This window comes from Mesorhizobium sp. M0119, assembly GCF_040322615.1.
Taxonomy (GTDB): Bacteria; Pseudomonadota; Alphaproteobacteria; order Rhizobiales; family Rhizobiaceae; genus Mesorhizobium.
Genome location: NZ_JAMYTU010000027.1, coordinates 33379 through 46705 on the forward strand (window position 1 = coordinate 33379; position 13327 = coordinate 46705).

Annotated in this window: 17 protein-coding genes; 11 read left to right on the forward strand and 6 right to left on the reverse strand. The window is 63.4% G+C overall.

All coding sequences use genetic code 11. The features are described 5' to 3' along the window. Positions 1–2: 2 nt before the first annotated feature. Both NKJ40_RS22365 and NKJ40_RS22370 read left to right on the forward strand, forming a co-directional pair. Positions 3–665 carry a lysophospholipid acyltransferase family protein gene (locus NKJ40_RS22365; protein ID WP_352467926.1) on the forward strand — a complete coding sequence of 221 codons (663 nt, stop codon included), beginning with the start codon at positions 3–5 and terminating at the stop codon, positions 663–665. Positions 666–687: 22 nt separating this feature from the next. Continuing rightward, a complete protein-coding gene (locus NKJ40_RS22370) occupies positions 688–1623 on the forward strand; it encodes a phosphatidate cytidylyltransferase (protein ID WP_352467927.1) in 936 nt (311 codons plus the stop codon). Between the two features lie 131 nt (positions 1624–1754). On the opposite strand, the gene NKJ40_RS22375 is transcribed toward NKJ40_RS22370, so the two are convergent. Continuing rightward, positions 1755–3752, reverse strand: a complete 1998-nt coding sequence (locus NKJ40_RS22375; protein ID WP_502903742.1) for an AI-2E family transporter — start codon at positions 3750–3752, stop codon at positions 1755–1757. Positions 3753–4012: 260 nt separating this feature from the next. Between NKJ40_RS22375 and NKJ40_RS22380 the strand changes: the two genes are divergently transcribed. The 3 genes from NKJ40_RS22380 to NKJ40_RS22390 all read left to right on the forward strand — a co-directional run bounded on the left by NKJ40_RS22380 (position 4013) and on the right by NKJ40_RS22390 (position 7079). After that, positions 4013–4303: a hypothetical protein gene (locus tag NKJ40_RS22380; RefSeq protein ID WP_352467929.1), complete on the forward strand. Its 291-nt coding sequence runs from the start codon at positions 4013–4015 to the stop codon at positions 4301–4303. A 404-nt stretch (positions 4304–4707) separates the two neighbouring features. Then, positions 4708–4929 (forward strand): alkylphosphonate utilization protein, encoded by a 222-nt coding sequence (locus NKJ40_RS22385; RefSeq protein ID WP_352467930.1) that lies wholly within the window; start codon positions 4708–4710, stop codon positions 4927–4929. Positions 4930–5108: 179 nt separating this feature from the next. After that, positions 5109–7079, forward strand: coding sequence for an acyltransferase family protein (locus NKJ40_RS22390; protein ID WP_352467931.1), 1971 nt, complete (start codon positions 5109–5111; stop codon positions 7077–7079). A gap of 225 nt (positions 7080–7304) precedes the next feature. Here the strand turns inward: NKJ40_RS22390 and NKJ40_RS22395 are convergent, their stop codons facing one another. Next, positions 7305–7583, reverse strand: coding sequence for a DUF2285 domain-containing protein (locus NKJ40_RS22395; protein WP_352467932.1), 279 nt, complete (start codon positions 7581–7583; stop codon positions 7305–7307). A gap of 287 nt (positions 7584–7870) precedes the next feature. On the opposite strand from NKJ40_RS22395, the gene NKJ40_RS22400 reads away from it, so the two are divergent. Continuing rightward, entirely contained in the window at positions 7871–8119 is a 249-nt protein-coding gene (locus NKJ40_RS22400) for a hypothetical protein (protein WP_352467933.1), read from the forward strand. A gap of 210 nt (positions 8120–8329) precedes the next feature. Next, positions 8330–8641, forward strand: coding sequence for a hypothetical protein (locus NKJ40_RS22405; protein ID WP_352467934.1), 312 nt, complete (start codon positions 8330–8332; stop codon positions 8639–8641). Between the two features lie 44 nt (positions 8642–8685). On the opposite strand, the gene NKJ40_RS22410 is transcribed toward NKJ40_RS22405, so the two are convergent. The 3 genes from NKJ40_RS22410 to NKJ40_RS22420 form a co-directional block, all read right to left on the reverse strand. Next, the gene (locus NKJ40_RS22410) at positions 8686–9291 is read right to left on the reverse strand and encodes a DUF6456 domain-containing protein (protein WP_352467935.1); all 606 of its coding nucleotides are present in this window, start codon (positions 9289–9291) and stop codon (positions 8686–8688) included. A gap of 65 nt (positions 9292–9356) precedes the next feature. Beyond that, positions 9357–9992, reverse strand: coding sequence for a GcrA cell cycle regulator (locus NKJ40_RS22415; RefSeq protein WP_352467936.1), 636 nt, complete (start codon positions 9990–9992; stop codon positions 9357–9359). 69 nt (positions 9993–10061) lie between these two features. Further along, entirely contained in the window at positions 10062–10460 is a 399-nt protein-coding gene (locus tag NKJ40_RS22420) for a hypothetical protein (protein WP_352467937.1), read from the reverse strand. Between the two features lie 83 nt (positions 10461–10543). On the opposite strand from NKJ40_RS22420, the gene NKJ40_RS22425 reads away from it, so the two are divergent. Continuing rightward, positions 10544–11239 (forward strand): XRE family transcriptional regulator, encoded by a 696-nt coding sequence (locus NKJ40_RS22425; RefSeq protein ID WP_352467938.1) that lies wholly within the window; start codon positions 10544–10546, stop codon positions 11237–11239. Positions 11240–11293: 54 nt separating this feature from the next. Here the strand turns inward: NKJ40_RS22425 and NKJ40_RS22430 are convergent, their stop codons facing one another. Then, positions 11294–11590, reverse strand: coding sequence for a hypothetical protein (locus NKJ40_RS22430; protein ID WP_292663304.1), 297 nt, complete (start codon positions 11588–11590; stop codon positions 11294–11296). Between the two features lie 189 nt (positions 11591–11779). Between NKJ40_RS22430 and NKJ40_RS22435 the strand changes: the two genes are divergently transcribed. From NKJ40_RS22435 to ybiA, 3 genes are all read left to right on the forward strand, one after another. Then, a complete protein-coding gene (locus NKJ40_RS22435; protein WP_352467939.1) occupies positions 11780–12142 on the forward strand; it encodes a hypothetical protein in 363 nt (120 codons plus the stop codon). A gap of 71 nt (positions 12143–12213) precedes the next feature. Beyond that, positions 12214–12672 carry a GNAT family N-acetyltransferase gene (locus tag NKJ40_RS22440; RefSeq protein WP_352467940.1) on the forward strand — a complete coding sequence of 153 codons (459 nt, stop codon included), beginning with the start codon at positions 12214–12216 and terminating at the stop codon, positions 12670–12672. Between the two features lie 100 nt (positions 12673–12772). Next, positions 12773–13321: a riboflavin biosynthesis intermediates N-glycosidase gene (gene ybiA, locus NKJ40_RS22445; RefSeq protein WP_352467941.1), complete on the forward strand. Its 549-nt coding sequence runs from the start codon at positions 12773–12775 to the stop codon at positions 13319–13321. Positions 13322–13327: the final 6 nt, after the last annotated feature.

Below are 13327 nucleotides of genomic sequence, written 5' to 3' on the forward strand. Positions count from 1 at the left end.
CCATGACAAAGCTTCGCGTCAGCACCTATACCCTGCTGCAGACGGTGACCTCGGTCGGCCTGTCGGCACTGGCCTGGGTGGTCACCGGCGTGCGGCCGATCTGGAACGGCAGCCAGCCATCGGACCGGCAGCGTATCTACTTCGCCAACCATGCCAGCCACGGCGATTTCATCCTGCTGTCGGCCTGCCTCAGCGAGAAGGAACGCGCCCGTACCCATGCGGTGGCGGCCGCCGATTATTGGGGCAAGACGCGGCTGCGCCGTTTCATCGCCGAGGACATGCTGTCTTCCGTGCTGATCCACCGGCAATGGACGGACGAAACGCAGCACCCGATCTCGATCATGCTGTCGGTGCTCGACCAGGGCCATTCGCTGATCCTGTTTCCCGAAGGCACGCGCAACATGACCGACGAACCGGTGCTGCCGTTCCGCTCAGGCCTCTACAATCTGTCGATGGCGCGACCCGATGTCGAGCTTATCCCGTGCTGGATCGAGAACATGTCGCGGGTGCTGCCCAAGGGGCAATTCGTGCCGGTGCCGCTGCTTTGCCGCGTCGTCTTCGGCGCGCCGATCGCCATTCAACCGGTTGAGGAACGCCGCGCCTTTCTCGACCGCGCCCGCGAAACGCTGCTGGCGCTGAACCCCCGGCCGCAGCGAGACGATTGAGGACCAAGGCAAAATGCTGCCGATGATGCACGAAACCCTCATTCTGATTGTCGGCCTGCTGGCGGTGCTGATCAGCGCCAGCGTCGTCGCCGGCGTCTTGTCATGGCGCGCGCCAAAGCCGTTGTCGCCGACGCTGGTCAACCTCACCCAGCGCATCAATGCCTGGTGGGTGATGGTGGTGGCGATCACCGTCGCCTTCTTCTTCGGCCGCCCCGGCATGACCATCCTGTTCGCGCTGATTTCCTTCGCCGCGCTGCGCGAATTCGTGACGCTGACCCACAGCCGCCGCAGCGACCACTGGGTGCTGCTCGGCATGTTCGGCATCGTTATCCCGTTCCAGTACTGGCTGGTGTGGACCGCCTGGTACGGGCTCTTCACCATCTTCATCCCGGTCTACTGCTTCCTGCTGATGCCGGCGATCACCGCGCTGCACGGCGACACCGAGCGCTTTCTCAAGCGCGTCTCGGCGCAGCAATGGGCCGTCATGATTTCGGTCTACTGCGTCAGCCACGTGCCGGCGCTGCTGACGCTCGAGGTGCCAGGCTTCGAAGGCCGCAACCTGTTGCTGATCGCTTTCCTGATCATCACCGTGCAAGGCAGCGACGTGCTGCAATATATCTTCGGCAAGCTGTTCGGCCGGCATCTCCTGGCGCCGACGGTCTCGCCGTCGAAGACTTGGGAGGGGCTGGTCGGCGGGCTGGCGGCATCGAGCCTGCTAGGCGCGCTGCTGTCGTTCCTGACGCCGTTTTCGCCGCTGCAGGCAGCCGGCGTCGCCTTCATCGCCTGCCTGATGGGCTTCCTTGGCGGGCTGGTCGCCTCCGCCATCAAGCGCGATCAAGGCGTCAAGGACTGGGGCCATCTGATCGAAGGCCATGGCGGCATGATGGACCGTGCCGACAGCCTGGTCTTCGCCGCCCCGGTTTTCTTCCATACGGTGCGCTATTTCTGGACTGTGTGAAGACTGGCGCCGTTCGTCGCGGTAGCATCCGAACGGTTCAGCGCGACGCTTGCGAAGACACCTGATCCGTTTCGTTATTGCCGTTTTCGCGAAAGCGGTAATAACCCGACCTGCCGCGGTCTTCGCCGCGCTCATTTTGCCGCGGCGAGCGACTCTTTCTTGCGCGCCGGCGCCAGGCGGCGCACGCGGCGTTTGGCGGTGGTCTTCAGCGCCACCGGCGGAGCGCTGGACAACGCACCGAGCACCGCACCGACCATGCCGTGTGCGACGAAATCGGCGCTGATCTCATTGGCCAATCTGGCGTCTGCCTCCTGGTTGTCGCTGTCGGCTTCCGACCACAATACGATGCCCACCCGCAACCTTGGTTTGGCGCGTTTCAGCCGACGGACCAGGAACCGGCCGTGCTTGACGGAATCCCGGTTCAAAAATCCGACGACGACGGTATCGACGGCGTCGAGTTCAAGGCGGCGAATGCTCCCCGGTTCCATATTGGCGAAGCTCGCTCTCAACACCGTAGCGCCCTGGACTTCGAGCACCTGCGCCAGCATGGCGGCAGCGGCATCGTCGAGTTCGCCGCGCCCTCCGGCGCACAGCACCGACATGCCCGTGCCATCCGGCAGTTCAGTGTCGTCCTCGCCCTGAACCTCCCCCTGAACCTGCTTGTCCTCGCGTGAGCCGTTGTCCTCGGTCGCGGCCGTGTCCTCCTCTTCCGCCTCCTCCTGCGCGCTGTCGTCGAGGTTCGCCACCATCGTCAGCGCGCTGCCCGCGACCTGCTGTCTTTGCTCATCGCTCAACACGCCACGCACCCGGTCCTGCTCGCCGAGCAGAAGTGCGGGAATCGCGACCTCGTCGTAGAACTCGACCAGATATTTTTCCTCCAGCATCTCCTCGGCATGGTCCGTCGCTTCCTCGGGATCGCCGGCCAGCAGCCGCTGGTAAAGCCGGGCGTGCGGTTCGAGCACGGGTTCGTTGCCGAAAAGAACGTCGAGGAATTCGAACTGCGGCACATGGCGGCCGAGCACGACGAGGCAGACCGTGAGCGGCGTCGACAGAACGAGGCCCAATGGCCCCCAGAGCCAGGTCCAGAAGATCGCCGCAACGATGATAGCCAATGGCGACAGCCCGGTGCGCGAGCCGTAGAGCCAGGGTTCGATCACGTTGCCGGTGATCAGTTCCACCACGACGAAAAGCCCGGCGGTCCATAGCACGAGCGACCAGCCGGGCGCCACGGCAAGCGCCAGGAACAGAGGCAACAGCGTCGCGATGACCGGGCCGATATAGGGAACGAAGCGCAGCGCCAGCGCCAGCAAACCCCACAGCAATGGATTGGGTATGCCCAGCAGCCAAAGTCCGATTGCAATCGGGACGGCATAGACGATGTTCACGACCAATTGCATCAGCAGATAGCGGCCGACGCGCTTGCCGGCATCCTGCAACGCCTCGGTGGTTCGATGCAGATCGCCGTAGCCGACGAGGCGTATGAAGCGATCGCGCAGATCCTCCCGCTCGAGCAGCATGAATATGACGACCACGACGATCAGCCCGGCCGATGCCAGCGGGCTCAGCAGCGGGCCGATCAGATTCTGGAGAACTTCGAGCGGTCGTTCGCGCGCGACGATTTCGACCGGGATCGGCTCCCGCGGAGGCTGATCGGCGGCGGGTTGAGCGGGTTCGGGTCTATCGAGCTCCTGGCCGACGCGTTCGATCACCCGGCTTAATCTGGAAACGATGCCTCCGCCGACGCCGGTTTCCTTGAGCGACCGGACCTTGGTCAGGATATTCGCCTGGTAAAGCGGAATGTTCTGCGCCAGTTCACTGACCTGCGTGGCGACGATGAAGGAGAACAGCGCCAACACCGTGAATGCGCCGAGCACGCTGGCGATCACGGCAGGAAGACGCGGAATGCCGGCTCGCTTGAGTGTCGAAACCATGGGTACGAGCGCAAAGGTAAGCAGCAGCGCGATTGCGATCGGCAGAAAGACCTCGCGCCCGAAATAGAGCGCCGCGACGGCCGTCACGACCGACGCTACGCTGGGCAAGGATGTGCGCGGAAGCGCCCTAGCCGCGGAAACAATGCCCGCCCGCCGGGGCTCCGACAGGTGCGCGCCGTTTCGACGATTTGCCGCCACTTGATACCTCCGCCCCGCCGTCGCCATGATCGGGCATATTGAGCCGGCGTGCAACTTCGTAGCGTCTCACCCAGCTGGACGCCGATTGCCCTCGTCGGCAGCGCCGCAAATTCAGTCATGGTAGAATTTTCTGCATTAATGGCGTCACGGGCAATCCTGTTCCATGCCTGCGCCAGAACGTGGAACTTTCGGGTCAAAACACCGTTCCTTCGTAGATCGCTGATGGACAACCTCAAAGCAGCAGCTCAGGAGGAATGATCATGAACATCAAGATGCTTTGCATGGGCGCGATCGCGCTTTCGATGATGACCGGCGCAGCGCTTGCCGCCGGTGCCACTGGCACTTCGGCGCTCGACGATCCGCAGAAAATGACGCCCTTTTTCACCGACGCCGGCATGAAGAGCATGAGGTCGGAAGCCGAATTCAAGGCGGCATGGATGGCCATGTCCACGAGCGACCGGGCCATGATGTTGAAGGAATGCAGCGACGCAGGCATTGCCAAGATGCATGCCGACTTCTGCAAGATGGCCAACCAGCTCGGGAACAAGTGACCCCGGCTTCTTGCCGATTGCAATAACGGACCAAGCGAAAGGGCGGGCAGCTCCGCCCTTGTGCGACCTTCCAGTCCGCACCGGCGGGCGTTCAACTATTTGAACTCGTGCCGGAATATCCACGTAATGAAGGCCACGGCTTTTGTTCGATTGTCGTGGCGCCATCGCACGGATGACGGCCTGGTCGGAGCGCATGTCGCGGAGCGGCAATGCCACTATGGGCCCAGGGGGTCCCGTCTGCTCGCAACCCGGGTTTTCGGATCGGCCGTCCGCATGGCATTGACAGCCGGCACGCTTGACCCAGTGGACTTGACCCCCAGCACGCTTGACCTCGCCGCCAGCCGTGGAATAGGCCGGGTAGTGAGCCAACCGCCTCCGCATCGGAGCCCCGCGAAAGACCTGCCATGACCGACGCGATCGTAAGAGACAGCAATGGCACGGCGCTGCACGAGGGCGACTCCGTGACCCTGATCAAGGATCTCAAGGTCAAAGGCACGTCGGAGACGATCAAGCGCGGCACGCTGGTGAAGAATATTCGCCTCACCGGCAATCCCGGCGAGATCGAATGCAGCACCAAGCAGGTGAAGGGCCTGGTGCTGAAGACCGAGTTTTTGAAAAAGGCCTGATTGCCTCGGCACCCTTCGCTTCCATATCAATCGGTCTCGAATCGCTCATGTTGAGTGAATCGCCCACGCGAGGAACCTCGCCCTCCCCCAATGTTGCACTGCGTTAGATTTGTTGCATTGCAATATCGGCGCATCAGGTCGAGCCTCTGCGAGGTGGGCATTCCTTGCATGAGGTGATTGTGTCGGCATCATTTCGGCCTGACATCGAAGGGCTGCGCGCGCTGGCGGTGGCGGGTGTCATCGCCTTCCATTTTGGTCTCTCCGGCCTGCCCGGCGGCTTTGCCGGCGTCGACATCTTCTTCGTCATCTCGGGCTATCTGATCACCCGGCACCTGGTTACGGAAATCACCGAGACCGGGCGGCTGAACCTCTGGCGCTTCTATGCCCGGCGCGCCCGGCGCCTGTTGCCGGCGGCACTGTTCGTCATCCTCGCCACGCTGTTTGCGGGTTACTTCATCCTGTCGCCCGAGGAACAGGCGCTCTATTCGAAAGGCGCCATGTTCGCCTCCGCCTACATGATCAACCTCTGGCTGATCCGCTGGTCGTTCGACTATTTCGCCGCCGACGCCACCAACAACCCCTTCATCCACTTCTGGTCGCTCTCGGTCGAGGAACAATTCTATTTGGCATGGCCGGCGCTGCTGCTTGCTGCCGCATGGCTGCGCCCCGGCAAGCGCACCGCTATCGTCGTCATCGGCGTCGCCGGCGCGGGCTCCTTCGCCGCCTGCGCCTGGCTGACGGAAGTGTCGCAGCCCTGGGCCTTCTACTTCTCGCCGCTCAGGGCCTGGGAATTCGCCGCCGGCGGCCTCGCGACCATGGCACCGGCAAAGATCTGGCGCGACCGGCCGCTGCTGGCCACCCTCCAGGCATGCCTCGGTCTGGCACTGATCGCCTGGGCCTATCTGATGCTGGACGAAGACTCGCCCTTTCCCGGGGTGAATGCGCTGGCGCCTGTCGCCGGCACCGTGCTGCTGCTGCTCAGCGGCAGCGGCGGCCGCAATCTGCCGAGCGCCGTGCTGGCGCTGCCGCCCCTGCAATGGCTGGGCAGGCTTTCCTACTCGCTCTATCTCTGGCACTGGCCGGTCATCGTCTATGCGGCGATGGTGGTTCCGAGCCTGTCCATCCTCGACCGCTTTGCCTGCGCGCCGCTGACGCTGGCTCTATCGACGTTCACCTATCATTTCATCGAGAACCCGATCCGTCGCAACGGCTGGCTGATGGCCGGAGCAGCGCGGGCGCTGGTGCCCGCCGTCGCGCTGACCGGCGCCGGCGTGGTCGCGGCCTACGGCAATGCGCGCTTTGCCGAGCACAATCTCAGCCCCGAACAGCACGTCATCGCCGACAGCGCCGCCCAACTCTCCACCGTGCGCGCGACCAATGGCGGCTGCGTGCTCGATTTCGAGACCGTCAAGCCAAAACCCTGCATGTTCGGCCGCAAGGATGCCCAGCGCTCGGTCGTGCTGTTCGGCGACTCGCATGCCGACCATTGGTCGACGCCGCTGATCAAGGCGGCCGAGAAGAACAACTTTCGCGTCGTCACCTTTCTCAAATCGTCCTGCCGGGCTTCGCGGGTGACGACCTGGAACTGGCGGCTGAAGCGCGACTACACCGAATGCGACCAATGGCGCGAGCAGTCGGTCAAGGACATCATCGCGCTCCATCCGCAACTGGTGGTGATTTCGGAATTCTCGATCGGCAACGTGATGAAGGAATCGCCCGAGGAGTTGAAGCACGCCGATTGGCAAGCGCAGTGGCGGACGGGCCTCACCTGGACGCTTCAAGCCTTCAGCCAGGCCGGAATCAAGGTCGCCGTCATTAGGGACGTTCCCTACAATGCAAGCTACGCCGACAAATGCGTGGCGCGGGCGCTGTGGCGGGGCCAGACGCCCGCGACATGCGACACGCCTCGGATCATGGCGGCAAACGACGACATCGCCACCGTCGAGCGCGATATCGTGCGCTCGACACCGAACGCTGCTTACATCGACATGACCGACCGCTTTTGCGACCAGACCACCTGCCATGTCTTCATCGACGGCAAACTAGCCTTCCGCGACCGCCACCACCTGGCGACGCCCTTCGCCGAAACGCTGGAACCGGCAGTGGAGCGGGCGCTGTTTTCGGATGTGATGGCGGCGGCTGTAAAGTAACGGTACCGGATCTTGTCGGATCACGACCCAGCCCCGGCAAGCAACCATGCGGGGTCAGCTAAGGATAAGACCAGCCAGGAAGACCGTAAGGATCAGCGACAGCGGAACTGCAAGAAGGCAGCACAGCTCGAAAGTATTGGCTGGCCAAGAAATCATTGGTCGCTTTTCCATGTTGGCCTCCTCCCTCAACGGCCAGACCGGACGGCAGTTCCGCTTAGATGGTGCTCATCCCCACCACTCATCATGCAATTGGCGCAGTTCGTTCCGCTTCCTGGTCATCCATCGTGCACGCGCCAGATGTGTCGCCCACGCCCGGAAAGCCCTCTCCGGCTCCCGCTCCGGATCCATATGCAGAACGATGCGGGCGACCTCGCGCCAATCGGTTCCTTCCGCCGAAGCGTCGAGCAGCCGGATATAAGTAAGCATGCGATCTTCATCATAACCGGTCAGCACCGAAGACGTCGGCGCGGCGTTCGCGATATGAAGGTTTGGCGGCTTTAGCATTGCGACCTACCAGCACTGGCGCATCGTAGCAGCCTATGAAGAAGCCCGCGCCCTTTGATCGGAGGATGCGGATCGAGGATTCGCCTCGACAGTCGACAAATGCGGGCCTCGGGCGGGAGTTCCCCCCGGCTGGGCTCACGCCTCACCCATCGCGATCGGGTCCGAGGCAATCTATGTATTTTAGTGGAACCTAATTTAGTCGACGCAATTATGCGTGCGTGAGAAAGCGTGAAATCCAGACCGTCACTGAGAGCCGGCTATCGCGGGATCAGTTGGCCGATGATCCAGTGATTGCCGTCGATTCGACGGAACGGATATTACAGGCGGCCGACAACGACAGGATCGTCTGCCTCGTCGTGGCAACGGAGCAGCTGGAAACCGACCGCATCGAGAAAGCGGAGCCTAAGGAGACCAGGATTGCCGCAAGCTTCGTCCGGGACTTTGAGGTGATGCTGCTTGTTCTTTATGCGGCCTATGCCCTCGCTGTGCTGGGTGCGACCGCTTTCGTTTTGCTGGAACTGGGCCATGTTCTGTAGGCAGACGTCGGCAAAAGACGCTTGCCGCTGTTCCATGAGAGGAGCGGCCACGCCGCGTCGGCGATCCGACCCCGCCGCAGCCAGCGGCATTTTCGCGCCACCAGGCGCTAAACTTCGGGCTCGTCCGTTCGTTACATCTTGCCAATCTATGGAACGAGGCTGCCCCTCAAGGGTTTTTCTATTAGAGGGACGTTAAAGAAGGAGGTAGCTATGAAGAAGCTCCTGCTTGCCTCGGTGATCGCCATCGCCTCGGCGGCTTCCGTGATCGGCCCGGCGAATGCCGGCGGCAGCGTCACGATCGGCATCGGCAACGGCTATGATGACGACGACTATTACTATCGCCACCATCGGTATTCCGATTACGACGATGAGTACGTCCCCCGTTACCGCTATGATGTCTACAACGAGGACTACGCGCCGCGCTACCGGTACCGGTACCACCGGCGCTGCCACACCGAAGTCATCAGGCACTGGCGTCATCACCACCGGATCATCGAAAGAATCCGTGTCTGCCGTCGTTGACGGATCGATCCGGCCGGTAGTGCCGGCCGGATCGGCGGGGCTTCTCATCTCGGCTTGCGCATCAGCATCATGCCGTAATGCACGGCCAATATGTCGAGCCCGATCTTGAGTAGTTTCACCACCACGTCGCGCGGCTCGCCGGCCTGTTCCGCCAGGCTCTTGACCGTTGTGTCGGCACAGCAGACCTTTTGCACGATGCCGGCGATCTCCCAATGGACAAGCGCCCTGGTGGCCTCGGCATGGTCGCGGCCGGCGGACAGGATGTGTTCGGCGACGCCGCTGCCGGTGCGGCCGCCGTCGACGCGCTCGGCCCAGGCCATCGGCTTGGCGGTTGCCTCTGACGAGTCGCGAAAATCCTGGCGATAGCGCATGCCCGCCTCGCGCTGCTGGCGCGACAGCGAGGTGAGGCCGCTCAGCGGGTCGACATTGCGCACCCGAGCGATACCGCCGGTCGCGGTGTGGCCATCATTGGAAACCTCGTAGAGGCGCGCGCCCTCCTGCGTCCCCTTGGCCAACCGCTTGCGGCCGAACCGGTCGTCCTTCAGCGCGAAATCATGACCGATCTCCTTGCGGATGCGCACCTGCTCGGCCTCGCCTTTCGGCAATCTCGGTGGCCTGGCTTTGGCCTTCTGGGCGGTTTTGTTGCTCATCGGGTCAGTCCTCCTGGGTTTTGGTCGTCGGGCTGTGGCGAACTTCCAGCCTCATGGAAGCGGGCTCAAATCGCTTCGGCCGGCAGCGTGCGCAGGAAGCGCGCAGCGTGATAGGCGCAGTAGCTTTTCGATGGCTTCGTGCGCAGTCCGCAGCACAGCATGTCCAAACCGGGCCGGCAGCCGGGGGCGTCGTTTTCCGCATCCTCCTGCAGCGTCGTGTCGAGCGGCGCGCGGCAGCGCTCGAACAGGCAATCGATGAAGCGCATGGCAACGAAATGCGGCTGGCGGCCGCCGGCGGCGATCGGGCGCGGCGCCGGCATTTCGAGCGGCGCGCCATCGGCCCCGGTGATCCGAGCAGGACCCGGCTGCCAGGCCGGCGGCGCCAGCCTGGCCGACAGCCTTGCCAGGCGGCAGCGTGGCTCGGCTTTCGGAGCCGCCTCCGCTTGACCTGCGGTGCTTGATGGCTCAGGCGCCGAATTTCCGAGCCGGCCGCCCGACCGTCCGCCACACCAGCCCTTGGATCTGGCAAGACCGATGGCGCGCAGACGGGCGGTGCGATGGACGATGCCGATGATGGCCGCGCGTGAGACCGGGCTACCACGCTGCGCACCGAGCCTGGTGGCGATCTTCGCGGCCGACAGTCCGCTCATCAGCCAGTTCTCGATTTGTTCCAGTTCCGAGGCGGAATAGCGGGCGGCCATGATGTTTCATTCCCTGCAAAGATGGTTGTGTGCGGCGCCGGCTTCGCCGGCCTCAGGCCCGAAAGCCGGTCAGCCTTCGCGTGGTCTGCTGCGATCGAGCTTCATCTCGGCCGCCTGCCTTGTTGCGCCGGACACTGTCTTGCCCGTCCGCTTGTCGAAGGCGATGACCGTGCCGTCTTCGGTGCGGATGCAGGAAACCGCGGCATCCGCATTGCCGGCCGGCAGGTAATTCGTGGCCGGAGCCGTGAGGGGAACGGCTCCGGCCGTTCCGGCCGCTTGGGCTGCCGGATCCGAGGCGCGAGCCTCGGGCATCGTCCCGGCTGGGGAGGAGGACAGCCGCGACGAAGGGGAAAGGGTTGGCACATGCATGGCCTTGGCGATCGTTTGCGGTACCGCCTCCAGGCGAGCGCTGCCGGCGCGCTGAAGAGCGGATTCGATGACCGATTGCTGGTGAAGCGACTTGTGCATGCCCACATAAGAGCATAACTCAAACCGTAAATGCAAGCGATTCTTGCATAGACGAAATCGAATCTTATGCCTCAGATGGAGCCATGGCGAAAACTGCACTGTCGATCAAGGTCGGAACGGCGATCCGCCGGGCGCGCAAGCAGCGCGGCCTGGTGATGCGCCACATTGCCGAGCACAACGACACCGACGTCGCTGCCGTCGGCAATTGGGAGACCGGGCGCAACCTGCCCAAGACCGAGAACCTTTTGAAGACCGCCGCTTTCCTGCGCGTCGACCCGGTGGCGCTCGGCAAGGGCGAGGTCGTCTTCCTCGAAGATGCCGGACCGGTCGCCGATGCCGAGATCGTCACCGATCCCGGCCCCCTGCCCGCCGGGCCGATGGACATCCAGCTTCTCGGCACCGCCGTCGGCGGCGACGATGGCGACTTCACCTTCAACGGCCAGCCGGCCGGCTATGTCCAGCGGCCGCCGGGGATCCGGCATCTGCGCAATGTGTTTGCGCTGCACGTGCTGAGCGATTCGATGGTGCCGCGCTACGAGCCCGGCGAGATGATCTATTGCGGCGGCCGCGAAGCGCTGCCCGGCGACCATGTGGTGATCGAGACGCTGCCCGAAGAGAACGAGCAAAACGGCAAGGCCTTCATCAAGAAGCTGGTCAAGCGCACCGCCGCCGAGTTGATCGTCGAACAGTACAACCCGCCGAAGACGCTGACCTTCAACCGCTACGCCATCAAGAACGTCTTCCGCGTCATCCCGCTCAAGGAATTGCTGGGGTATTGAGGCTTGTTGCCTTCTCCCCTTGCGGGAGAAGGGAAGAGCACCACGCCCGCCCCCTCAAGCCCGCCTCGACTGCTCCAGCTCTCGACCGTTGAGCAGGCGCGCCTCGGCGCGGGTCCGTTGCCGGTCGTCGATGAAGGCGGCCTGGATGGAGACCGCGGCGCCCGGCAGGCCGTCGGCCCGGCAGGCCTTGCAGATCAGGCGCCCCGAAAGTGCGGCCAGCGGTGTCTCCGGCATCACCCCATGCCGCTTGAGCTCGGCCGGCTTCCACCACCTGTTGCGTCCGCAGTCGATGCACTCGACGGCAATCGAGACAACATCGGCGATCGTCGCTTCCTTGCCTGCCAATGCCATGGCCATCCCCATCGTTGTTCCTGCTTTGTTCGCATCATTATCGGTTTTCCAAGCGGAGTCGAGTCGGTTCCGCTTACACCAACATGAAAGTTTCGCTTGTTCGATTATTTGAGTTATGCTTATATCTGGTGCGGACTGGAATCGGCGCGAGCAACAGAACCGCAGCCGGCCGGCAGCAAGGGAATGACGATGGACCCAGCCCAGTTCGCCCATGCCTGCGGCTATAGCGGCGACAGCCCGGCTATGCTTGCCGCTTTCGCGGCCATCCGCCAGCACGGCATCCGCAAGGCACGCCAGGGTCATCGCCAGCGCAAGGCGGCGATTGATCAGATGAAGCCGAGCCGCGCTCTGTTCCTGGCGGCGATCCGCCCGGCACAGTCAGCCGAGGAAGCACTCGATGACGCCGCCCGCTTCCTGTCGATGTTCCGCAACATGCCGCGCTGGCGGCAGGAAAGGCGCGCCGCAGACCTCGCCCGCGCCAGGCAACAACACCTCTTCGCCCGCTTCTTCCGCCGCTACGGTCATCGTCTCTGGGCGCTCGAGGCCGCCTGAAGACGCGCGCCTCCCTTGCAAGGCAAAACGGATATTGCGATCGCCAACACTGCGCCGTATGTCTCCGCGCGATGAGCGAGATCGAATTCCGTCGTGCCCAGGCGCCTGACCTGCCGGCGATCGTTGCAATGCTTGCCGACGATGTGCTCGGCGCAGACCGGGAAGACCCGTCCACGCCGCTTGCGCCATCCTATCTCGATGCTTTCAGCGCAATCGATGCCGATCCCAACCAGTTGCTGGCCGTCGCCGTCGACGCCGGGCAAGTGGTCGGAACGCTGCAGCTCAGCTTCCTTCCAGGCATTTCGAGGAAAGGCACCTGGCGCGGCCAGATCGAAGGCGTTCGCATCGCCCGGCAATGGCGGTCCCGCGGGGTCGGCAAGCTGATGATCGAATGGGCGATTGAAACGTGCCGTTCGCGCAATTGCAGCTTCGTCCAGCTCACCACGGACAAAGGTCGACGGGAGGCGCACGCTTTTTACGAGCGCCTCGGTTTCACCGCCAGTCATCTCGGCTACAAGATGGCGCTGTAGATCAGCATTTCATCGCATTCAGCGCCGACCGCTCATCTTCGCTACCCCACTCTGGATGGAGCATTGACAAGCCGACCTTTCGCCCTGCTCCATCCGCTCGATGATTTACGACCGAACCTGGCTTGAAAAAACCTTTCGCGCAAAGCCCCGGCAGAAGTTCCTGTTCTTCTGGGGCCATCAGCCGTCCAAGGACGGCCGCATAACCACGTCGTGCTTCAGCCAGTGGTGGCATGCGCCCTTTACCGTCGATGGTCTGAGCTATCCGACTGCCGAACACTGGATGATGGCCGAGAAGGCACGCCTGTTCGGTGATGCTCAGACGGCAACACAAATCCTCGAGGCGGCGAGCCCCAAGCAGGCAAAGCAACTTGGCCGCCAGGTGAGCGGCTTCGATGGCACCAAATGGGATGCCGACAAATATCGCATCGTCACCGAAGGGAGCTTTCAGAAGTTCCGCCAGAACGCGGCGCTGCGCGAATATCTGCTGTCGACGCATGACCGGGTGCTGGTCGAGGCGAGCCCCATCGACCGGGTGTGGGGCAACGGCCTTGCGGCGGATGACGAGAGGGCGGTGAACCCGCTGCTGTGGCGCGGCGAGAACCTGTTGGGATTCGCGCTGATGCAGGCCCGCGATCGGCTGCGCGGCTGAACATTG

Excerpts from the sequence above, each read along its gene's own strand:
- NKJ40_RS22405 (WP_352467934.1), top strand. The coding sequence starts at position 8,330 with ATGAAGAAGCTCCTGCTTGCCTCGGTGATCGCCATCGCCTCGGCGGCT.
- NKJ40_RS22370 (WP_352467927.1), top strand. The coding sequence starts at position 688 with ATGATGCACGAAACCCTCATTCTGATTGTCGGCCTGCTGGCGGTGCTG.
- NKJ40_RS22420 (WP_352467937.1), bottom strand. The coding sequence starts at position 10,460 with ATGCACAAGTCGCTTCACCAGCAATCGGTCATCGAATCCGCTCTTCAG.
- ybiA (WP_352467941.1), top strand. The coding sequence starts at position 12,773 with ATGATTTACGACCGAACCTGGCTTGAAAAAACCTTTCGCGCAAAGCCC.
- NKJ40_RS22430 (WP_292663304.1), bottom strand. The coding sequence starts at position 11,590 with ATGGCATTGGCAGGCAAGGAAGCGACGATCGCCGATGTTGTCTCGATT.
- NKJ40_RS22365 (WP_352467926.1), top strand. The coding sequence starts at position 3 with ATGACAAAGCTTCGCGTCAGCACCTATACCCTGCTGCAGACGGTGACC.
- NKJ40_RS22385 (WP_352467930.1), top strand. The coding sequence starts at position 4,708 with ATGACCGACGCGATCGTAAGAGACAGCAATGGCACGGCGCTGCACGAG.
- NKJ40_RS22425 (WP_352467938.1), top strand. The coding sequence starts at position 10,544 with ATGGCGAAAACTGCACTGTCGATCAAGGTCGGAACGGCGATCCGCCGG.
- NKJ40_RS22395 (WP_352467932.1), bottom strand. The coding sequence starts at position 7,583 with ATGCTAAAGCCGCCAAACCTTCATATCGCGAACGCCGCGCCGACGTCT.
- NKJ40_RS22410 (WP_352467935.1), bottom strand. The coding sequence starts at position 9,291 with ATGAGCAACAAAACCGCCCAGAAGGCCAAAGCCAGGCCACCGAGATTG.
- NKJ40_RS22435 (WP_352467939.1), top strand. The coding sequence starts at position 11,780 with ATGGACCCAGCCCAGTTCGCCCATGCCTGCGGCTATAGCGGCGACAGC.
- NKJ40_RS22440 (WP_352467940.1), top strand. The coding sequence starts at position 12,214 with ATGAGCGAGATCGAATTCCGTCGTGCCCAGGCGCCTGACCTGCCGGCG.
- NKJ40_RS22380 (WP_352467929.1), top strand. The coding sequence starts at position 4,013 with ATGAACATCAAGATGCTTTGCATGGGCGCGATCGCGCTTTCGATGATG.
- NKJ40_RS22415 (WP_352467936.1), bottom strand. The coding sequence starts at position 9,992 with ATGGCCGCCCGCTATTCCGCCTCGGAACTGGAACAAATCGAGAACTGG.